The organism is Roseateles sp. GW821-FHT09G03, from assembly GCF_059416045.1.
In genome coordinates this window covers 1,091,581-1,111,164 of sequence record NZ_JBWKOK010000001.1, presented here as the reverse complement: position 1 = coordinate 1,111,164, position 19,584 = coordinate 1,091,581, and the positions used below count along the sequence as shown (strand labels likewise).

Genomic DNA, 19,584 nt, shown 5'->3' with positions numbered 1-19,584 from the left:
GGTAGAGTCGCAATCCATGATCAACAGGTGGATTGCGACATGAAGGTTTCGGTGCTCGCACTGGAGGGCCACTTCGACACCGGCCTGGCGGTGACGCTGGACGCGCTGCGCGCCGCCAACAATCTGTCGGCGCTGCTGCCGGGCCTGGCCCCGCCCTTCGAGGTGACGGTGGTCGGCGTGCGCAAGCGGGTGCGATCGGGCCAGGGGCTGACTGTGCCGGTGCAGGAGATCTCGTCGAGGTCGCGGCCGGATTGGGTCGTGCTTCCTGCGCTGGCCGCGACGACGCCCGACCGGCTGCTGCCCGCACTCGAACGGCGCGACGTGGCCGATGCGATGGATCAGTTGCGGACCTGGCACGCCAAGGGCGTGCCGATCGGCGCGTCCTGCATCGGGACCTTCGTGGTCGCGGAAGCGGGGCTGCTCGACGGCCGCGAGGCCACGACGACCTGGTCGCTCTCACCGCTGTTCCGTCAGCGTTACCCGAACGTGGCGCTCGACGAGTCCCGGATGCTGGTGCCGACCGATGTCGGCGTGACGGCCGGTGCGGCGATGGGTCACCTCGACCTCGCGCTGTGGCTGATCCGCAAGGCGAGTCCGGAACTGGCGGCCTTGGTGTCGCGCTACCTGCTCGCGGATATCCGCAGCCTGCAGGCGCCGTACATCATTCCCAATCACCTGGCGCAGTCGGATCCGCTGATCCTGAGCTTCGAGCGGTGGGCGCGCGGGCGGCTGAAGGACGGGTTCTCGCTGCAGGATGCCGCCGGCGCGCTGGCGACGACGGCGCGCACCTTGCAGCGGCGCTGCCAGGCGGTGCTGGGGAAGTCGCCGCTGGACTACTTCCAGGACCTGCGCGTCGAGCGCGCCCAGTCGCTGCTGCACGGCAGCGGGCTGGACCTCGAAGCCATCGCGGCGGAGGTGGGTTACGCCGACGGCGCGACGCTGGGGACCTTGCTGCGCCAGCGATTGGGACGCGGCGTCCGCGAGCTGCGCAACGATCTGCGCTGAGCATCGCGGGGCCGCGTCCGCCGGGTCGAGTCCGACGTTGGGACTACTTCGTCGTGATCACTTCGCGGGGATCACTTCGAGGGGATCAGTCGCGCGAGCGGCATCAGCGGCACGACCGGCCGCAGTTCATAGCTCATGAGCCCGTCGGCCACCAGGGGCAGCGCGTCCAGCGTGGCCTTGGCCTCTTCGAGCGAGGCGACGTCCATCAGGAAGATCGGTCCGGCCTTTTCCTGGAACCAGAACTGCTCGACCTTGCCGCCGAGGTAGAGGCGGACGGTGTCGTGGACTTCGGCGGGCATGTGCGACTCGATCGCCTGGGGCGTCAGCGACGCAGTGGGGGAAGCGATGGCGAGAACCTTCATGGTGAGCTCCTTGTCAGATCGAAGGGTTGGAAAGCGAAGTGAACTCTATCGACGGCGCTCAGAGGTATGAACGGTCACAAACGACATCTTTGACGTGGATTGCGACATCGGGTTTCGCGAACGGACCGGGCGACTACAGTTGCGCCATGCCTGTTCCTCCTGCCGATACCCCGGTCGACTACCGCCCTGGATTGCCGCTCAAGCTGCTGCGGACCGAGCGCCTGCTGATGCGGGCCTCCGCTCCCGCGCTGGCCGAGGCCACGATCGACTACCAGTCACGCAACCTCGCGCATTTCGCCCGTTGGGATCCGACGCGTCCGGCCAATCACTGGGAGCTGGAGACGACTCGCACCCGCCTCGCCCGCGAGGAGGCCGCCTTCGACGCGGGCACGATCTGGCGCTATTGGCTCTCGCAGGTCGAGGAGCCCGAGCGCGTGATCGGCGTGTGCGCCTTGTCGGACGTCGTGCGCGGCGTGTTCCAGAGCGCGATGCTGGGCTACAGCCTGGATGAGAACTGCGTCGGCGGCGGACTGATGCAGGAGGCGCTGACGCATCTGCTCGACGAAGCCTTCGGTCCGGCGGTGTCGCTGCATCGCGTGCAGGCGTCGGTCCGGCCGGAAAACGCGCGCAGCCGTCGCGTGCTGGAGCGCCTCGGTTTCCGGCGCGAGGGCTTCAGCCCGCGCTACCTGTTCATCGACGGCGCTTGGCGCGATCACGAGACCTTCGCGCTGATCAATCCGCAATGGGGGGAGACCCAGCGGCCGGCGACGTGACGCGCCACCCATGCTCGCGACGCTCACCATCCTCCTTCCGCTCTTCGGCCTGATTGCGACGGGATACGGCGCGAGGCGGCTGTCGCTGCTCGACGGCAACGCCGCGAGCGTGCTCAACGCCTTCGTCGTGTGGCTGGCATTGCCGGCCCTGCTTTTCGACATCACCGCGCACAGCAACTGGACAGCGTTGTGGCAGCCGGGCTTCGTCGGCGCCTTCGGGTTGGCCACGGCGTTGATCTTCGCGGCGGTCTTCCTGGTGCGACTGCGCGCCGGACGACCGATGGCGGATGCCTCGGTCGAGGCCGTGGCGGCGTCGTACTCGAACACGGGCTACGTCGGGCTGCCGCTGTGTCTGCTGGTCTTCGGCCGCGGCAGCCAGGTGGAAGCGACGATCGCCACGCTGATCGTCGTGTGCGTGCTGTTCTCGGTGGCGATCGTGCTGATCGAGCTCGGCCTGCAGGGCGGCGAGCGCAGCCGGGCCAGCCGGGTAGGCGCGGCGTTGTGGCGCTCTTTCAAGCATCCCTTGGTGCTGTCGCCGCTGCTCGGTGCGGCGTGGTCGGGGACAGGTGTTGCGTTGCCCGCCGTGGCGCACACCTTCCTGCAACTGCTCGGCCAGGCGGCGACGCCATGCGCACTGGTGGCGCTGGGGGTGTTCCTCGCCGATTGCCCGGTGCGTCGCGCTGATCGCAGCACCGCCTGGGCGCTCGTGGCGGTGAAGCTGCTCGCGCTGCCGGGCCTCACGTGGTGGCTGGCGAACCACGTCTTCATGCTGCCGCCGCACAGCGCGGACGCGGCCGTGCTGCTCGCCGCGCTGCCGACCGGCACCGGGCCGTTCATGCTGGCGGAGTTCTACCGACGGGACGTCGGGGTCTCGTCGACTACCACGCTGGTGTCGACGGTGCTGTCGCTGGGGACGCTGGCGGTGGTGCTGACGCAGCTGCGATAACACGAGTCCAAGCCACTCCAGATCAGCCGGCAAGCGTTGTTGCGTTCTTGCCGAGTCGTTGGAATGGAGCTCTCCGGACCCTGCCTAGACTGGCAGTGGGTTCTGCGAGCAACGCCGCATTGGCAACCGATTCGCGGACCTTGTATCGCACTTGATTTGGAGCGCCGATGTCCACCGTTGCCGATCTTCAGAAGCAGTTGAACCAGTCGCTGTGTCGTATCGTCCAAGGCCATGAACGTGAGGGCGCAATGACTGTGGCCTTGCCGTGGAACTGGCGCGACGGAGATGGACTCGTGGCCCAACTCAAGCCGCAGGGGGCAGCTTGGCGCATCAGCGACAAAGCGACCACCCTGATGCGCCTGAGCTTCGAGAACGACCTGCAGGTCATGTTGGGCGGCGCTCGCGGGCAATTGTTCGATCAAGTGTTGCGTGAGTCTGGGGTGTTTGAGGATGACGGCGAACTCTTCGTGCTCTCCGATGGGGAAGGCGTGATCAGTTCGCTCTTTCAGTTGGCCCTTGCGATGACTCGGATTGAGTCCTTGGGCTTGTGGACACCTTGCCGTGTTGCTTCGGCCTTTGATGACGACCAGAACGATCGCGCCGATGTCGACCGGACCTTGTCGACATCGACCTTCGCATGAGCATGTGCGCGGACCTTCGTTGGCCGGGCACGCCAACGCCCGCAGGCTATGGGGTTGTCGTGACTGATGAATCGCCGAAAGTCCCCATGTCCCTTCGTTCGTCCTTCCGCCCGCTGATCGCCGGAATTCCGCTGAGCGCCGTTGCGCTCGCCGCCATCGCCAGCCTCGCGCCCGCTGCGCGGGCCCAGTCCCAGACTCAAGGCCAGACAGCGTCGCCGTCGATCGCCGCAGCCTCCGGCGATCAGCTCCAGCAGGTCGTCGTCACCGGCACGCGTCGCGTGAACCGGACGGTCGCGGAATCCGAATCGCCCGTCGACGTCCTCAGCGTCGCCGACCTGCAACGCACCGGGACCTCCGAGCTCGCGACCGCGCTGGGCCAGTTGCTGCCCTCGCTCAACTTCCCGCGTCCGTCGCTGACCGACGCCTCCGATGCCGTGCGGCCCGCCCAGTTGCGCGGGCTCTCGCCCGATCAGACCCTCGTGCTGATCGACGGCAAGCGCCGCCACACGACGGCCGTCGTCAACATCAACGGCACGCAGGGCCGCGGCTCCGCGCCGGCGGATCTGAACACCATCCCGTTCGCGGCCATCGAGCGCGTGGAGGTCCTGCGCGACGGCGCCGCCGCGCAGTACGGCTCCGATGCGATCGCCGGCGTGATCAACATCGTGCTGAAGAAGGGCGCCAAGGGCGGCAGCGTCAACGCGGAGGTCGGCCAGACCGACTCGGGCGACGGCTTCCGCCACACCGAGGCGGCCAGCGCCGGCTTCGCGCTCGGGCAGGACGGATGGGTCCGCTTCGCGCTCGAGAACCGGCATCAGCAGCGCACCAACCGCGCCGGCGTCGACACGCGCGAAGCGGCGACCGAGCCGCGCTTCGGTCAGGTCAACAACCGCCTCGGCGATCCGGACAGCCATCAGCAGTCCGCCGTGATCAACGCGGAGATCGCGCTCACCGGCAGCCTGCAGGCCTATGCCGTCGCCACGCTCAGCCATCGCGACACGGTCTCCGCCGCGTTCTGGCGCACCCGCGCGACCGCCGTCGCCAACAACGTGGCCGGGCTGTACCCCGAGGGCTTCCTGCCGCTGCAGGACAGCTCCACCGTCGACACCGGCATCGTCGCCGGCGTGCGCGGCGACCTCGCGGGCTGGTCCTGGGACGCGAGCATCAACCATGGCCGCAACCGGTTCGACATCGACGTGGCCAACACGGCCAACTACTCGCTCGGCAACGCGAGCCCGACGCGTTTCGACGCCGGCCGGCTCAGCAACCAGCAGACGGTGCTGAACCTGGATCTGTCGCGTGAGGTCGATATCGGACTCGCCGCACCGTGGACCTTGGCGCTCGGCGCCGAGGCCCGTCGCGAGCGCTACGAGATCGACGCCGGCGAACCCGCGTCGTACCAGAGCGGCGGCGCCTCCGGCTTCCCCGGCTTCCAGCCGAGCAACGCCGGCGCGCATTCGCGCCACGACATCGCCGCCTATGCCAGCCTCGAGGGTCAGGTGACGAAGGCCTTCAGCGCCTCTGCCGCGCTGCGCGCCGAGCACTACAACGACTTCGGAAACGCGACCTCGGCGAAGCTGTCGGGACGCTACGTCTGGTCGCCGGCTGTGGCGTTGCGCGGCACAGTTTCCACCGGCTTCCGCGCGCCGTCGCTGGCGCAGCAGTACTTCGCCACCACGTCGACGAACCTGATCAACGGCGCGCTGGTCGATGCCGGCACCTTCCCGGTTGAATCGGCTCCCGCGGCGGCGCTCGGTGCCAGGCCGCTGAAGGCGGAGAAGTCGCGCAACGTGAGCCTGGGCCTGCTGCTGCTGCCGCTGGCGCAATGGCAGACGACGGTCGACGTCTACCAGATCGACATCGACGACCGCATCCTGCTGTCGGCCAACCTGACGCTGCCCGCCGCGCTGCGCAACCAGCTGGCGGCGCAGGGCGTGCTGGTCAGCGCGGGACGTTACTTCACCAACGCGCTGGACACGCGCACGCGTGGCGTGGACATCGTGAGCACCTGGCAGCAGGAGTGGGGCAGCGCGGGCCGAGGCCAGTACACGGTGGCGTACAACCACAACAAGAACTCGATCCGGCACGTCGACGACAACCCGGCCATCCTGACCGCCAACAACCTGGAGCTGATCGACCGCGTCTCGCTGGCGCGCGCCACGATCGGGTCGCCGAAGGACAAGCTCGTGCTCGGCGCCGAGCATCGCTGGGGGCCGTGGATCGGTCGCGCGGCGGCGAGCCGTTATGGCAGCTTCGTGATCCGCCAGTCCAATGCGGCCAACGACCAGACCTTCGGGCCGGCGTGGCTGCTCGATCTGTCGGCGGGATGGGAGCAGGGCGCCTGGTCGCTCAGCGCCGGGGTCGACAACGTCACCAACCGCTACCCCGATCGAGTGATCACGCCGAACGCCGTCGGCGGCATCCTGGCCTACAACCAGTTCTCGCCGTTCGGGGCGAATGGTCGCCAGTACTACGCGAAAGCCGGTTATCGCTGGTGAGCGTGAGCTGCGATCAACTCATCCGCGCTGACGCCAGACCGGCGCAGCGGGACAGGCATCCATTCATTCGGACAGGTCGACAGGGGTTGTGACGGCGAGCGCACGGAAGTCGAGGCCGGCAATGATCTCTTGAAGTCGCGCCATGGGGTCGCCGCCTTCTTGATACCAGCGCAACGACAACATGCGCTGCGTCGATGCTCCGAAATCGATCTGATCGGCAACGACAGCCTCCCAGCGCTCGATCGGGCCCCACACCTCGTGACGACTGTCCATCGCCGCAAGCTCGCGTTCCATGTCGTCGATCGCGTGAACCAGATGACCCGGCTGTTCCATCCATTTCCTGCCCATCACGACACGCCACTTCCGTTGGAGGTAGGGGTTGCCCTCGATGACGCCGTTGAAGGAGTTCTCGCCCGTGACGGAGAGCAGGTGAACGGCATGGCCGTTGAGGTCCAGCGTGCTGCGCATGCGTCGAGCAACTCAGACCAGGCCTTGCTTGGACGCGAGCACCGCCGCTTCCGCGCGGCTCGACACGTTGAGCTTCTTGTAGATGCTCTTGATGTGGTCGTTCACGGTGAACCACTTGATGCCCATCAGGTTCGCGATCTCCTTGATCGTGAACCCCTTGCTGAGGTAGGTCAGCACCTCGTTCTCGCGCGGGGTCAGGCGTTCCCATTCGGGCACCGGATCCAGCGTGACGCCGCGCGTGCTGGGCGTGGCCGACGAGGTCAGGCTGCCGAAGCCGGAGTTCAGCCCCATCGGGCCCGAATCGCCGGTCGAGCCCGGCCGGAAGTGCGACAGCAGCCGGCGCGCGATCGCCGGCGACAGCGGCGGCTGGCCGCGCACGATGCGCTGCAGCTCTTCCACCAGCACCTCGAAGCGGTCTTCCTTCAGCAGGTAACCGTCGGCACCGCGCTGCAGGGCGGGGAAGAGGTGGTCGTCGTCCGAATAGAGCGTGGTGACGATCTTCACCGCCGGCTTGCCGGCGAGCTCGCCCAGGAACTCCATGCCGTTGCCGTCCGGCAGCTCCAGGTCGATCATGATCAGCTTGTAGCCGGTCGCGGGCGACTCGGCTTCCACCTTCGCCAGATTCCGGCGGGCGCCCTCCAGGTCACCGGCCTCGGTGATCTCCATGCCGTCGCTGAAGCTTTCACGCACCACGCGGCACAGGAAGCTGCGGGCGACGGGGTTGTCTTCGACGATGAGAACTTTGACGGCCATGGTGTGGGGAGCGATAGCTGGCCGCATCCTAGCAGCGCCCCCCGGGCTTGCATGCCCCGTGAAACAGGGTGTCGGCGGGAGGCGACCGGCGGTCGGCAACCGGCCGCGGCGGACCGTCAGGCGTTGACGACGACCAGCTTGCCCACCACCTGCCGCGAGGCCATCCGCGCGAAGGCCCGCGGCAGTTCCTCCATCGGCAGCACCTGGTCGATCACCGGACGGATCTTGCCCGCCGCGTACCACTGGGCCAGTGCCATCATCATCGCCGCGTTGCGCTTGGGTTCGCGCTTCGCGAACTCTCCCCAGAAGACGCCGACCAGCGAGGCCCCCTTCAGCAGCGCCAGGTTCAGCGGCAGCGCCGGGATGCTGCCCTGGGCAAACCCGACCACCAGGTAACGCCCGCGCCAGGCGATCGAGCGGAAGGCCGCCTCCGCCAGGTCGCCGCCGACCGGGTCGTAGATGACGTCCGGACCCTTGCCTTCGGTCAGGGCCTTGATCTCGTCGCGCAGCGAGCCGCTCGCGTAGTTGATCGTGGCATCGGCGCCGATCTCGCGACAACGCGCGCATTTCTCGTCCGACGAGGCCGCCGCGATCACCCGCGCGCCGGCCGCCTTCGCGATCTGGATCGCCGCCGTGCCGACGCCGCCCGCCGCGCCCAGGATCAGCACCGTCTCGCCGGGCTGGAGCGCGGCGCGATCGATCAGCGCATGGTGGCTGGTCGCGTAGGTGCAGATGAAGGCCGCGGCGTCCTCGAACGGGAAGCCCGGGGGCAGCGGCAGCGCGAGCGCCGCGGGCACCAGCGCCTCGGTGCCGAAACCGCCCGTCCCGGTGAACGCGGCCACCGCGTCGCCGGGCTTGAAGCCGGTCACGCCGTCGCCGACGGCCTCGACGATGCCCGCGAATTCGGTGCCCGGCACGAAGGGCAGCGGCGGCTTCATCTGGTACTTGTTCTGGACGATCAGCAGGTCGGGGAAGTTCAGGCTCGCGGCCTTGATCGCCACCTTCAGCTGGCCCGGGCCGGGCTGCGGGGAGGGCAGTTCCTTCCACTGCAGCGCCTCGACGCCGACCGGGTTCTCGCACAGCCATGCCTTCATGTCTCGTCTCCTCATTCCATTGGGTCCGCGCCCCGTGCCGGGGTCGTCGGGCGCATGATAGGCAGCGCGGGTGGACCCTCGCGTCGCCGGGGTGACGGGCTGCCTACAATGCCGCCCATGCGCATCCTCATCGCCAACGACGACGGCTACCTGGCCCCCGGACTCGCCGCCCTGGTCCGTGCCTGCGAAGGGCTCGGCACGGTCGAAGTCATCGCCCCCGAGCAGAACGCCAGCGGCACGTCCAACTCGCTCACGCTGCACCGGCCGCTGTCGGTGTACACGGCCTCCAACGGCTACCGCTACGTCAACGGCACGCCGTCCGATTGCGTCCATCTGGCCCTGACCGGACTGCTGGACTACAAACCCGACCTGGTGCTCTCCGGCATCAACAACGGCGCCAACATGGGCGACGACACGCTCTATTCGGGCACCGTCGCCGCCGCGACCGAGGGCTACCTCTTCGGGGTGCCGTCGATCGCGTTCTCGCAGGTCGAGAAGGGCTGGGGCCACCTGGACGCCGCCACGGCCGTGATGCGGACGCTGATCCAGGACGTCATCGCCGGCGGGCTCGACACGGCCTTCCTGCTGAGCGTCAACATTCCGAACCGCGCGGACGCCACGTCCTTGCCGCGTCGCATCACCCGCCTGGGCCGCCGGCATGCCAGCGAAGCCACGATCCAGCAGCGCAGCCCGCGCGGCGACATGATCTACTGGATCGGCCCCGCCGGCGCCGAGCGCGAAGCGGGCGAGGGCACCGACTTCCATGCGACCGCCAACGGCGCCGTGTCCGTCACGCCGCTGCAGGTCGACCTCACCGAGCATGCGACGCTCGGCCACTGGCGCCAGCAACTGCAGACCGACGGCCGTCCATGACCTCGTTGCCGCCCCGGCCCAAGCGATTCCCGCTGTCGCTGGACAAGCTCGGGTCGACGCGACCCGGCGCGCCGAGCGCGGCCGCGGCCGCCGAGGCGCGCGAGCCCCTCAAGCCGCAAGGCCACTGGCAGCAGGCCGCCGCGATCAAGGCGCGTCAGACGACGCCGATCGGGCTGGGCCTCGATTCGGCCGGCGTGCGTCAACGCATGGTGGAGCGGCTGCGTCGCGAAGGGCTGTCCGACGAGCGCGTGCTGCAGGCGCTGGCCACCGTGCATCGCCATCACTTCGTCGACTCCGCGCTCGCCACGCAGGCATACGAGGACACCAGCCTGCCGATCGGCCATGGGCAGACGATCTCCAAGCCGTCCGTCGTCGGCCGGATGATGGCGCTGATGCTCGACGCGCCCGGCGCGCGGCAACGCGGCCATCTGGGCAAGGTGCTCGAGATCGGCACCGGCTGCGGCTACCAGGCGGCGCTGCTGATGCAGCTGTCGAAGCAGGTCGTGTCGGTCGAGCGGCTCAAGCCGTTGCACGACAAGGCGCGCGCGAACCTCGTGGGGCATCACCAGATCCGGCTCGTCTACGGCGACGGCATGCTCGGCCACCGGCCGTCCGCGCCCTACGACAGCATCATCTCCGCCGCCGGCGGCGACGACATCCCGCAAGCCTGGCTGGACCAGCTCGCGCCCGGCGGCCGTCTGGTGGCGCCCATGACCGCGCCGAGCGGCCGGGGGCAAGTCCTGGTCCTGATCGATCATGTCCGCGACGCCGCGGGCTCGCGTTTCCTGCGCAGCCTGCATGAGGCCGTCCTGTTCGTGCCCCTAAAATCAGGGGTCCTGTAGCGCGCCGGCCACCATCCGGTCTGGATGCGGCTCCCGCGCTTCGGCTTTCCAAATGACAACTTCGCGCATGCAACAACTCTTCCGTTCCCCGCTGCTCTGGGTCTCCGTGGCGGTGCTCGCGCTCACGGGCTGCCAGAACACCCCGCACCGCGCGCCGGTGGAAGACCGTCCCGTCGGCAAGGCGAGCGCGCCCGCCATTCCCGGCACGGCGGTGACGCCGGCCCCGGAATCGAAACCGCTGCCCGGTGCCGAGAACGCCGGCAAGCCCGGCTACTACACCGTCAAGCCCGGCGACACGCTGATCCGCATCGCGATGGACAACGGCCAGGGCTGGCGCGACGTGGCGAGATGGAACGGCATGGACAACCCCAACCTCGTCGAGGTGGGTCAGGTCTTGCGCGTGATTCCGCCGGGCCTCGATCCGAACGCCGCGACGACCCGTCCGCTGACCACCTCCAAGGTGGAGACGCGTCCGCTGGATGGCAAGTCCCCGGCTCCGGCGACGACGACCACGGCCGCCTCGGCGCCCGCGAGCGGCGCCGCGACGCCGCCCGCACCCGCCGTCACCAAGGACGACGACGACATCAGCTGGGGCTGGCCCGCGTCCGGCGCGGTGGCCGCCGGCTTCGACGAGGTCCGCAACAAGGGCATGGCCTTCTCCGGCAAGGCCGGCGATCCGGTCTTCGCCGCCGCCGATGGCCGCGTGATGTATGCGGGCGCGGGGTTGCGCGGATACGGCAACATGATCATCATCAAGCACAGCACGAACTATCTGACGGCTTACGCGCATAACCAGACCCTGCTGGTGAAGGAGGACCAGGTGGTGCGCAAGGGCCAGAAGATCGCCGAGATGGGTTCCAGCGACGCGGATTCGGTAAAGCTGCACTTCGAAGTGCGCAAGCAAGGCAAGCCGATCGATCCGTCCAAGTTGTTGCCCGCGCGCTGAGGCGCTCAAGGAGGCGCCGCAACATGACCTTGCATCGCGCCTCTTCGACTGACGGACTTCTGCCCGACGGCCTGGACCGACCCGTTCATCCGGGCCGCTTCAAGCTGCCGCCCGAGCTGGCGGCGGCGGACGGTCACGATGCCGGCCACGATGGCACGCATGAGGCGGGTCATGAAGCAGGACATGACGCGGGACATGACGCCGCGCATGACGACGGCCACGATCACCATGATCATCACGACGGCGGCGACGAGCGCGAACATGCCTCGCGCGACGACGCCGACGCGCCCGGCGCGGCCGAGGCCATCCCCGACGATGACGACGAGGTGCGTGTCCTGCGCAGCGTCGAGTCGGAGGACGGCAAGGGCAAGGCCAAGTCCGGCAAGGGCGATCTCGGCCCCGCCGACGGCGACGCTACCAACGCCCTGCAGGCCTACCTGCGCGACATCCGGCGCACGCCGCTGCTGACGCCTCAGGAGGAGTACGACACCGCCGTGAAGGCGCGCGCCGGCGACTTCGAGGCGCGGCAGGCGATGATCGAGCACAACCTGCGGCTCGTCGTCAGCATCGCCAAGAACTACCTGGGCCGCGGCCTGCCGATGAGCGATCTCATCGAGGAAGGCAACCTCGGCCTGATGCACGCGATCGGCAAGTTCGAGCCCGAACGCGGCTTCCGTTTCTCGACGTACGCCAGCTGGTGGATCCGCCAGGCGGTGGAGCGCGCGTTGATGCATCAGGCGCGGCTGGTGCGGCTGCCGGTGCACATCGTGCGCGAACTCAATCAGGTGCTGAAGGCACGCCGTGCGCTGGAGGCGGTCGCGGCGCAGCACGGCGGCGAAGGCGGCGTGCGCGCGGAGGACGTCGCGCAGGCGCTCGGCCGGCCGGTCCACGAGATCGCCGAACTGCTGGCCTATGCGGAGCTGCCGAGCTCGCTGGATTCTCCGGTCGACCGCAACGGCGAAGGCGGCGAGTCGATGCTGGACCTGGTGGCCGACGAACAGGCCGTCGATCCGGCGGGACATCGCCTGACCCATGAACTCGAGGACCTGCTCAAGGGCGGGCTGGCCTCGCTCAGCGATCGCGAGCGCGAAGTGCTCGCCGGCCGTTACGGACTCGCGGACCGCGAGCCCGAGACGCTGGACATCCTCGCCGTGCGGCTCAGCCTGACGCGCGAGCGCATCCGCCAGATCCAGATCGAGGCGCTGGCCAAGCTCAAGCGCAACATGATGCGGCAGGGCATCAGCCGCGATTCGATCTTCTGACGCTTCGGGTGCTGGCGGGACGCGGTCGCGTTCCGCCCTGTCGTCGTCGCGGGAGCGGCGGCGGCCGGACCGCGCGGCGCTGGGATAATGCGCCCCCATGACTGATGTATCGGAATGGCTGAAGGTCGACTCGCTGGACCTCGAAGCGCAGGGCGTCGCCCACAACAGCGAAGGCAAGGTGGTGTTCATCGAGGGCGCCTTGCCCGGCGAGGAAGTCCAGGTCGCCGTCGGCCGCAAGAAGAACAAGTGGGAACAGGCCGCGATGGTCGCGATGCGCCGCGAGAGTTCGCAGCGCGTGCGCCCCGTCTGCCCGCATTTCGGCCTGCATCCGGGCGCCTGTGGCGGCTGCAAGATGCAGCATCTGCATCCGGGCGCGCAGGTCGCGGTGAAGCAGCGCGTCCTCGAGGACAACCTCTGGCACCTCGGCAAGGTCAGGGCCGAAGCGCTGCTGCGTCCGATCGAGGGGCCGGCCACCGGTTACCGCTATCGCGCGCGCCTGTCGGTGCGCTACGTGCCGAAGAAGGGCCACGTGCTGGTCGGCTTCCATGAGCGCAAGAGCCGCTACATCGCCGACATGCAGGTCTGCAAGGTGCTGCCGGAGAAGGTCAGCGCGATGCTGATGCCGCTGCGCGAGCTGGTCGGCGCGATGGACGCGCGCGACCGCCTGCCGCAGATCGAGCTCGCCATCGGCGACACCGACGGCACGCAGGTCATCGCGCTGGTGCTGCGCCACCTGGAGCCGCTGAGCCCCGGCGACGTCGCGAGGCTGCGCGCCTTCGCGGCCGAGCACGGCGTGCAATGGTGGCTGCAGCCCAAGGGGCCAGACACGGTGCACCTGCTCGACGCGGGCGGTCCCGAGCTGGCCTACACGCTGCCCGAATTCGGCGTGCTGATGCCGTTCAAGCCGACCGACTTCACGCAGGTCAACCACCACATCAACACGGTGCTGGTGGGGCGAGCGCTGCGCCTGCTGGGCGTGCAGTCGGGCGAGCGCGTCATCGACTGGTTCTGCGGCCTCGGCAACTTCACCTTGCCGCTGGCCACGCAGGCGCGCGAGGTGCTGGGCATCGAAGGCAGCGAGGCGCTGGTGCAGCGCTCGCGCGAGAACGCGGTGCGCAACGGGCTCGATCACAAGGCGAGCTTCGTCGCCCGCAACCTGTTCGAGATGACGCCGCAGCAACTGGCCGCCGACGGCGTGGCCGACCGCTGGCTGATCGATCCGCCGCGCGAGGGCGCGTTCGCGCTGGTGAAGGCGCTGGCGGACCTGATCAAGGATCCGTCGCTGGCGCCGGGCTGGACGCCGCCCGAGCGCATCGTCTACGTGTCGTGCGCGCCGTCGACGCTGGCGCGCGACGCGGGACTGTTGGTCCATGTGGCCGGCTACCGCTGCGTCAAGGCGGGTGCGGTGAACATGTTCCCGCACACGGCGCACGTGGAGTCGATCGCGGTCTTCGAGCGCGATCCCGAAGCGCAGGCGCGCATCGCGCGAGGCGAAACGGCGACCGAGGCGGGCACGGGCGCCGGCCCGGATGACACCCTGCGTATCGGCACGGAAGTCGGCACCGAAGTCGGCACCGAACTTGGCGCCGACGTCGACACCGAAGCCGGGACCGACGCATCGTCATCGTCGAGCGCTGAGTTGACCGCTTAATGAGGTCGCCAGGTCGGAGACGGGGCGCATGACGAGTCGCGAGGGCAGGGGCCGCTCGTAGAATCGACGGCTTCGGTTTCTCCCGCCTCGGCAGGTTCCCAGATGTCCGGCAGCACTTTCGGCAGCTTGTTTCGCGTTACCAACTTCGGCGAGAGCCATGGTCCGGCCATCGGCTGCGTGATCGACGGCTGCCCGCCGGGGCTGGCGCTGTCGGCGGCGGACATCCAGCCCGAGCTGGACCGCCGCCGCCCCGGCACCTCGCGCCATGTCACGCAGCGCCAGGAACCCGACCAGGTCGAGATCCTGTCCGGCGTCTACGAGGGCCTGACCACCGGCACGCCGATCTGCCTGCTGATCCGCAACGTGGACCAGCGCAGCAAGGACTACGGGAACATCCTCGACACCTTCCGCCCGGGCCACGCCGACTACACCTACTGGCGCAAGTACGGCCTGCGCGACCCGCGCGGCGGCGGGCGCTCGTCGGCACGTCTGACGGCGCCCATGGTGGCGGCCGGCGCGGTCGCCCGCAAATGGCTGCAGCAGGAGCTCGGCATCGGCTTCCGCGGCTGCATGACGGCGCTCGGCGAGATCGACCTGGCCTTCGAGGGCTGGGAGCATGTCGGCCAGAACCCGTTCTTCGCCGCGAACGTCTCGCAGATCCAGGCGCTCGAGGACTACATGGACGCGCTGCGCAAGGACGGGGACTCCGTCGGCGCGCGGCTGATGGTCGAGGCCACCGGCATGCCGGCCGGGCTGGGCCAACCGCTGTTCGACAAGCTCGACGCCGACATCGCCTACGCGATGATGGGCATCAATGCGGTCAAGGGCGTCGAGATCGGCGCCGGTTTCGAGAGCGTGCGCCAGCGCGGCAGCCAGCATGGCGACGAGCTGACGCCGCAGGGCTTCGCCAGCAACAACGCCGGCGGCGTGCTGGGCGGCATTTCCAGCGGGCAGGATCTGCGCGTGTCGATCGCGATCAAGCCGACCAGCTCGATCAGAACGCCGAAGGCGTCGATCAACCGCGCCGGTGAACCGACGACGGTCGAGACCTTCGGCCGCCACGATCCCTGCGTCGGCATCCGCGCGACGCCGATCGCGGAGGCGATGCTGGCGCTGGTCGTCATCGACCACGTGCTGATGGACCGCGCGCAATGCGCGGACGTCGAGTTGCCTATCCCTGCCATCGCGGGCCAGCGTCCGAACGGAGCCTGAGGGTGGCTGACAGCCGCCGCGTGCTGCGCGCCAGCGCGCTGCTCGGCTGCGCCTATTACGGCAGCATCGGGCTGTTCAACCCGTTCGCGCCGCTCTGGTACAAGTCCCTCGGCCTGCCCGTCGTGGCGATCGGACTGCTGGTGTCCATGCAGAGCTGGACCCGGCTGTTCGCGCCGTACCTCTGGGGACTGGTGGCCGACCGCAGCGGGCGGCGCGTCGAACTGATCCGCGCCGCGTCGCTGGCCTGCTGGATCAGCGCGCTCGGGCTGCTGCTGGTGCCTTCCGCCCCGGCGACGTCGACCACCTTGGCGACGAGCGCGGCGTCGGTGATCGGACTGACGGCGGTCGTCTTCCTGATGTACTTCTTCAACGCCTGCGTGACACCGCTCAACGAGGCGTTGATCGCGCATGAGCTCACCGCCAGCGGCGGCATGGACCCGAAGCGTTACGGACGCGTGCGGCTGTGGGGCTCGGTGGGCTTCCTGGCGACCGTCGTCGGTGGCGGCTGGTGGTTCGACTGCGCGGGGATGTCGGTGTTCCCCTGGACCATCGTCGCCGGGCTGACGACGCTGGTCATCGCCGCGTGGCGGCTGCCGAAACGCGCCGCCGTCCAGCACGACGCCGCGGAGCCGGTCTCCATCGCCGACACGCTGCGACGGCCCGAGGTCGGCTGGTTCTTCCTGGGCATGTTCTTCACGGTGCTCGCGCACACGGCGATCTACGCGTTCTACAGCCTCTACCTGGACCGGCTCGGTTACGGCAAGGGGCAGGTGGGGGCGTTGTGGGCCGTGTCGGTGGCGGCGGAGATCTGCTGGTTCGCCTTCCAAGGCCGCTGGGTGCGGCAGCACCACCTGCACCATTGGCTGGTCGCCGCCGCGCTGCTGGCGGCGCTGCGCCTGGCCGGCACGGCGTGGCTGGGCGCGAGCCTGGCCGCGATGGTGCTGCTGCAGTGCTGTCACGCCGTCACCTTCGCGGCGCAACACACTGCCTGCATCGGGCTGATCGGGCGCTACTTCCCCGGTCGACTGCAGGGGCGGGGACAAGCGCTCTACGCGGTGCTGGGCTACGGCGTCTCTGGCGTGCTCGGCAGTCTGGGCGGGGCGTGGCTGGCCGAAAGTCATGGGTATGCCGCCTGCTTCTGGGCCGCTTCGGTCTTCGCGCTCGTGGGCGCGTGGAGCCATTGGCGCTGCGCGAAGCGGGATCCGCTGAGTGCGATATGAACTTTTCCGGCGATCGAGGGCGACTCACTCGCCATGCTGCAACGAATCTACGCCCACAACTTCCGTTGTCTCGAGAACTTCGAATTCAAGATCGGAGGACAGTCGTCCGCGCTCTTGATTGGAAAGAACGGCACAGGCAAGTCGACCATCCTCGCGATCCTGTCCATCCTGCAGTCCATCGGGCGGGGGGTGAATCGCGTCGGCAAGCTGGTCGATGCCACCGATTTCTCTTGTGGGCGGGTGAATGTCCCGATCCGCCTCGAGATCGAGGCCGAACTCGACGGATGTTGCTACGGCTACTCGCTCGCCCTGGAGTTGCCGGATCGACTCCGTGAGCTGCGCGTGCTGGAGGAGCGATTGGTCGTGGACGGCTCGGTCCTCTTTTCGCGAGAACAGGCGTTGGTCACGTTGCGACGCAGTGCCGCGGACCGCGGCGAGGCTCGGTTCAACATCGATTGGCATCTGGTGGCGCTGCCGGTCATCCAGGATTCCGCCGCCGCGGATGCGCTCGGCAGGTTTCGCGACTGGCTGGGCGGCATGGTGCTGCTGGCGCCGATTCCCAAGCTGATGTCCGGAGACGCCTCGGGTGGCACTGATCAGCCGGCTACCGACGGCGCCAACTGGGCGGACTGGCTGTCGGGTTTGCTCGACAGCCATCCATCGGCCTATTCCTCGCTGATCCGGCAGTTGCAGCATGTGATGCCGGACCTCGGGGACTTCCGGTTCGAGCGGACCGGGAAAGAGGCGAAGACACTCTGGGTGCGTTTCCGACGCGACGGCGACGAATTCGAGCTTCCGGCCGACGCCTTGTCCGACGGCGAGAAGTGCTTCTTCCTGTGCGCCGTGGTACTGGCCGCGAATCAGCACGGCAGGGCGCTCTTCACCTTCTGGGATGAGCCCGACAACCACCTGTCCATCGGCGAGGTCAGCCAGTTCATCACTGCATTGCGACGAGGATTCCATCAAGGCGGTCAGATCCTCATGTCTTCGCACAACGCCGAGGCCATCAGACGCTTCTCCGACGACAGCACGTGGGTGCTGGGTCGGCGCAGCCACTTGGAACCGACGGTCGTGCGACCGCTTCAAGATCTTGCGCCGACGCCAGACCTGATCCAGAGGTTGATCGACGGAGATCTGAATCCTTGGCAGTGAACAAGTACAAGCAGCATGTGATCGTCGTTCCGGAGGATGACGCCAACCGCCAGTTGGCGAACGGGTTCATCCTGGATCCGGGTCTGGATGCGACCTGCATCGACATCCGACCGCCCGCAGGGGGATGGGTGAAGGTCAAGGATGAGTTTCTCAACCATCACGTTCCCGAACTGAGGAAGTTCCAGGAGCGACATCTCGTGCTGTTGATCGACTTTGACGATCAGGTCGTCGACCGGACCGATACCTTCAGGAGTTGCATTCCAGAAGACGTGGAGGCGAGGGTCTACGTGCTGGGCACCCGGGGTGAGCCCGAGCCGCTTCGCAGGGCCTTCGGCAAGTCGCTGGAGAAGATCGGTGCGGCACTGGCCCGGGACTGCGCCGAGTCCACGACCCATGTCTGGAGTCATGCCATGCTGCGCCATAACGTGCCGGAACGCGGGCGTCTCCTCGCGGACGTCAGGCCCTTCCTGTTCAGTTGAAGCTATCGCCTGGAGCCACGGGCACTGCAAAGTGCAATAACCGCTGCTCACCGTCAGGCCTGTCAGATCGGCAGTTCGTCCTCTGTCGCGGCAATTTCAGTCCCGGAGAAAAGCAGGCCATGACGCGCAATCTGCAATTCGTCGCGTACGGCCTTCGCATCAATTTGGGGATTCCTACACTCCGCCGCATTCAAGGATCATCAACTGGGTGATCCCGTGTCGACGGATGGGGGAGATCATGCGCAAGCAATGGTGGTTGGGTGGTGTGGCGGTGGCGGTCCTTGCGGGCGGCGCCGGCGTGTATGCCACGAGCGGGGGCAGTGCGCCCGCGGCGAAGAAGGACGAAGCCAAACCCGCGCTGGAGTTCCAGGCCGGCGAGATCGTCAAGCCAGTCATGGCGCCGATGCCCGGCGTCATCGAGTTTTCCGGCCCGCTGGTTGCGCCCAACACGGTGATCGTCCGTGCGAAGGCCTCGGGCAGCCTGGATCGCCTCGCCGTCGCCGAAGGCAGCCGTGTGAACGCCGGCCAGTCGCTCGGTCAACTGGACCTGGAGGAACTGCGCCACAAGGTCGCCGAGCGCAATGCCAGCGTCGAGGCCATGCAGGCCATGTACGAGCAGTCGGAGCGCCAGTACAAGGCCAACCAGGGCCTGGCGGCGCAGAACTTCATCGCGCCGACGGCGCTGGACAACTCCCGCGCCCAGCTCGAATCGGCCAAGGGCCAGATGCTGTCGGCCAAGGCGCAGCTCGGCACCAGCGAAGTGCTGCTGCGCCAGGCCGCGCTGGTCTCGCCGATCAATGGCATCGTCTCCAAGCGGCACACGCTGCCCGGCGAGAAGGTGGCCGCCGAACAGCCGGTGCTGACCATCGTCGACCTCTCCAAGCTGGAACTCGCCGGCCTGGTCGGCATGCACGAGGTCAGCAAGCTGTCGCCCGGCATGACGGTGCAGCTGCGGATCGAAGGCTTCGACGATCCGGTGACGGCCCGCATCGCGCGCATCTCGCCGGCCGCCGAGCCGGGCACGCGCTCGATCGGCGTGACACTGTCGCTGGACAACCCCGGCGAGCGCTTCCGCGCCGGCCAGTACGCGGTGGCCCGCGTCGAGCTGGCCGACGACAAGCCGCGGCTGACGGTCCCGGCGACCGCGATCGGCGCGGTCTCTGGCCAGGAGCATGTCTGGCTGATCGAGAAGGGCACGCTGGTGCGCCGTATCGTGACCACCGGCCGCCGCGATCCGCGTGAAGGACGTGTCGAGATCCTCGCCGGTGTGACGCCGCAGTCGCAGGTGCTCGGGGCGCGCTTCGACAACCTCAAGGAAGGGGAGCGCGCCGAGATCCGCGTTCCCAAGGCCAGCGTGGCCAGCGCCGCCGCGAGCGGCAGCGCCGCCCAGTAAGCACAACAACAAGA

The 19,584-nt window shown here is 68.4% G+C and carries 19 protein-coding genes; 15 read left to right on the top strand and 4 right to left on the bottom strand.

Annotated elements, in window-relative coordinates; translation table 11 throughout:
* The first annotated feature begins 39 nt into the window (after positions 1–39).
* Positions 40–1,005, top strand: coding sequence for a GlxA family transcriptional regulator (locus AC07OZ_RS04920; RefSeq protein WP_495466030.1), 966 nt, complete (start codon positions 40–42; stop codon positions 1,003–1,005).
* 71 nt (positions 1,006–1,076) lie between these two features.
* On the opposite strand, the gene AC07OZ_RS04915 is transcribed toward AC07OZ_RS04920, so the two are convergent.
* Complete coding sequence (locus AC07OZ_RS04915) at positions 1,077–1,367, bottom strand: YciI family protein (RefSeq protein ID WP_495466029.1); 291 nt, start codon at positions 1,365–1,367, stop codon at positions 1,077–1,079.
* Between the two features lie 146 nt (positions 1,368–1,513).
* On the opposite strand from AC07OZ_RS04915, the gene AC07OZ_RS04910 reads away from it, so the two are divergent.
* From AC07OZ_RS04910 to AC07OZ_RS04895, 4 genes are all read left to right on the top strand, one after another.
* The gene (locus AC07OZ_RS04910) at positions 1,514–2,140 is read left to right on the top strand and encodes a GNAT family N-acetyltransferase (protein ID WP_495466028.1); all 627 of its coding nucleotides are present in this window, start codon (positions 1,514–1,516) and stop codon (positions 2,138–2,140) included.
* 10 nt (positions 2,141–2,150) lie between these two features.
* Positions 2,151–3,086, top strand: coding sequence for an AEC family transporter (locus AC07OZ_RS04905; protein WP_495466027.1), 936 nt, complete (start codon positions 2,151–2,153; stop codon positions 3,084–3,086).
* 167 nt (positions 3,087–3,253) lie between these two features.
* Positions 3,254–3,727 carry a DUF1828 domain-containing protein gene (locus tag AC07OZ_RS04900; protein ID WP_495466026.1) on the top strand — a complete coding sequence of 158 codons (474 nt, stop codon included), beginning with the start codon at positions 3,254–3,256 and terminating at the stop codon, positions 3,725–3,727.
* A gap of 86 nt (positions 3,728–3,813) precedes the next feature.
* Positions 3,814–6,225 carry a TonB-dependent receptor plug domain-containing protein gene (locus tag AC07OZ_RS04895; RefSeq protein WP_495466025.1) on the top strand — a complete coding sequence of 804 codons (2,412 nt, stop codon included), beginning with the start codon at positions 3,814–3,816 and terminating at the stop codon, positions 6,223–6,225.
* Between the two features lie 63 nt (positions 6,226–6,288).
* Here AC07OZ_RS04895 and AC07OZ_RS04890 read toward each other — a convergent pair whose 3' ends face one another.
* The 3 genes from AC07OZ_RS04890 to AC07OZ_RS04880 all read right to left on the bottom strand — a co-directional run bounded on the left by AC07OZ_RS04890 (position 6,289) and on the right by AC07OZ_RS04880 (position 8,540).
* Positions 6,289–6,693 carry a hypothetical protein gene (locus AC07OZ_RS04890; protein ID WP_495466024.1) on the bottom strand — a complete coding sequence of 135 codons (405 nt, stop codon included), beginning with the start codon at positions 6,691–6,693 and terminating at the stop codon, positions 6,289–6,291.
* A 12-nt stretch (positions 6,694–6,705) separates the two neighbouring features.
* The gene (locus AC07OZ_RS04885) at positions 6,706–7,446 is read right to left on the bottom strand and encodes a LuxR C-terminal-related transcriptional regulator (protein WP_067272720.1); all 741 of its coding nucleotides are present in this window, start codon (positions 7,444–7,446) and stop codon (positions 6,706–6,708) included.
* A 116-nt stretch (positions 7,447–7,562) separates the two neighbouring features.
* The gene (locus tag AC07OZ_RS04880; protein WP_495466023.1) at positions 7,563–8,540 is read right to left on the bottom strand and encodes an NADPH:quinone oxidoreductase family protein; all 978 of its coding nucleotides are present in this window, start codon (positions 8,538–8,540) and stop codon (positions 7,563–7,565) included.
* A gap of 117 nt (positions 8,541–8,657) precedes the next feature.
* Between AC07OZ_RS04880 and surE the strand changes: the two genes are divergently transcribed.
* From surE to AC07OZ_RS04830, 10 genes are all read left to right on the top strand, one after another.
* Positions 8,658–9,413, top strand: a complete 756-nt coding sequence (gene surE / locus AC07OZ_RS04875) for a 5'/3'-nucleotidase SurE (RefSeq protein ID WP_495466022.1) — start codon at positions 8,658–8,660, stop codon at positions 9,411–9,413.
* Complete coding sequence (locus tag AC07OZ_RS04870) at positions 9,410–10,255, top strand: protein-L-isoaspartate(D-aspartate) O-methyltransferase (RefSeq protein WP_495466021.1); 846 nt, start codon at positions 9,410–9,412, stop codon at positions 10,253–10,255. Before surE ends, AC07OZ_RS04870 begins: the two co-directional genes overlap by 4 nt.
* Positions 10,256–10,322: 67 nt before the next feature.
* A complete protein-coding gene (locus AC07OZ_RS04865; RefSeq protein ID WP_495466020.1) occupies positions 10,323–11,201 on the top strand; it encodes a peptidoglycan DD-metalloendopeptidase family protein in 879 nt (292 codons plus the stop codon).
* A gap of 305 nt (positions 11,202–11,506) precedes the next feature.
* A complete protein-coding gene (rpoS, locus tag AC07OZ_RS04860; protein ID WP_495466487.1) occupies positions 11,507–12,463 on the top strand; it encodes an RNA polymerase sigma factor RpoS in 957 nt (318 codons plus the stop codon).
* 97 nt (positions 12,464–12,560) lie between these two features.
* Complete coding sequence (gene rlmD, locus AC07OZ_RS04855) at positions 12,561–14,114, top strand: 23S rRNA (uracil(1939)-C(5))-methyltransferase RlmD (protein ID WP_495466019.1); 1,554 nt, start codon at positions 12,561–12,563, stop codon at positions 14,112–14,114.
* Positions 14,115–14,216: 102 nt separating this feature from the next.
* A complete protein-coding gene (aroC, locus tag AC07OZ_RS04850; RefSeq protein WP_495466018.1) occupies positions 14,217–15,326 on the top strand; it encodes a chorismate synthase in 1,110 nt (369 codons plus the stop codon).
* A gap of 2 nt (positions 15,327–15,328) precedes the next feature.
* Positions 15,329–16,546, top strand: coding sequence for an MFS transporter (locus tag AC07OZ_RS04845; protein ID WP_495466017.1), 1,218 nt, complete (start codon positions 15,329–15,331; stop codon positions 16,544–16,546).
* 33 nt (positions 16,547–16,579) lie between these two features.
* Positions 16,580–17,698 carry an AAA family ATPase gene (locus AC07OZ_RS04840; protein WP_495466016.1) on the top strand — a complete coding sequence of 373 codons (1,119 nt, stop codon included), beginning with the start codon at positions 16,580–16,582 and terminating at the stop codon, positions 17,696–17,698.
* Positions 17,695–18,177 carry a hypothetical protein gene (locus AC07OZ_RS04835; RefSeq protein ID WP_495466015.1) on the top strand — a complete coding sequence of 161 codons (483 nt, stop codon included), beginning with the start codon at positions 17,695–17,697 and terminating at the stop codon, positions 18,175–18,177. Before AC07OZ_RS04840 ends, AC07OZ_RS04835 begins: the two co-directional genes overlap by 4 nt.
* Positions 18,178–18,415: 238 nt before the next feature.
* Positions 18,416–19,570, top strand: coding sequence for an efflux RND transporter periplasmic adaptor subunit (locus AC07OZ_RS04830; protein ID WP_495466014.1), 1,155 nt, complete (start codon positions 18,416–18,418; stop codon positions 19,568–19,570).
* The last annotated feature ends 14 nt before the right edge of the window (positions 19,571–19,584 follow it).

Coding starts and splice junctions, on each gene's coding strand:
- AC07OZ_RS04885 (WP_067272720.1), bottom strand. CDS start 7,446: ATGGCCGTCAAAGTTCTCATCGTCGAAGACAACCCCGTCGCCCGCAGC.
- AC07OZ_RS04840 (WP_495466016.1), top strand. CDS start 16,580: ATGCTGCAACGAATCTACGCCCACAACTTCCGTTGTCTCGAGAACTTC.
- surE (WP_495466022.1), top strand. CDS start 8,658: ATGCGCATCCTCATCGCCAACGACGACGGCTACCTGGCCCCCGGACTC.
- AC07OZ_RS04890 (WP_495466024.1), bottom strand. CDS start 6,693: ATGCGCAGCACGCTGGACCTCAACGGCCATGCCGTTCACCTGCTCTCC.
- AC07OZ_RS04910 (WP_495466028.1), top strand. CDS start 1,514: ATGCCTGTTCCTCCTGCCGATACCCCGGTCGACTACCGCCCTGGATTG.
- AC07OZ_RS04905 (WP_495466027.1), top strand. CDS start 2,151: ATGCTCGCGACGCTCACCATCCTCCTTCCGCTCTTCGGCCTGATTGCG.
- AC07OZ_RS04870 (WP_495466021.1), top strand. CDS start 9,410: ATGACCTCGTTGCCGCCCCGGCCCAAGCGATTCCCGCTGTCGCTGGAC.
- AC07OZ_RS04830 (WP_495466014.1), top strand. CDS start 18,416: ATGCGCAAGCAATGGTGGTTGGGTGGTGTGGCGGTGGCGGTCCTTGCG.
- AC07OZ_RS04865 (WP_495466020.1), top strand. CDS start 10,323: ATGCAACAACTCTTCCGTTCCCCGCTGCTCTGGGTCTCCGTGGCGGTG.
- AC07OZ_RS04895 (WP_495466025.1), top strand. CDS start 3,814: ATGTCCCTTCGTTCGTCCTTCCGCCCGCTGATCGCCGGAATTCCGCTG.
- rlmD (WP_495466019.1), top strand. CDS start 12,561: ATGACTGATGTATCGGAATGGCTGAAGGTCGACTCGCTGGACCTCGAA.
- AC07OZ_RS04920 (WP_495466030.1), top strand. CDS start 40: ATGAAGGTTTCGGTGCTCGCACTGGAGGGCCACTTCGACACCGGCCTG.
- AC07OZ_RS04915 (WP_495466029.1), bottom strand. CDS start 1,367: ATGAAGGTTCTCGCCATCGCTTCCCCCACTGCGTCGCTGACGCCCCAG.
- AC07OZ_RS04900 (WP_495466026.1), top strand. CDS start 3,254: ATGTCCACCGTTGCCGATCTTCAGAAGCAGTTGAACCAGTCGCTGTGT.
- aroC (WP_495466018.1), top strand. CDS start 14,217: ATGTCCGGCAGCACTTTCGGCAGCTTGTTTCGCGTTACCAACTTCGGC.
- AC07OZ_RS04880 (WP_495466023.1), bottom strand. CDS start 8,540: ATGAAGGCATGGCTGTGCGAGAACCCGGTCGGCGTCGAGGCGCTGCAG.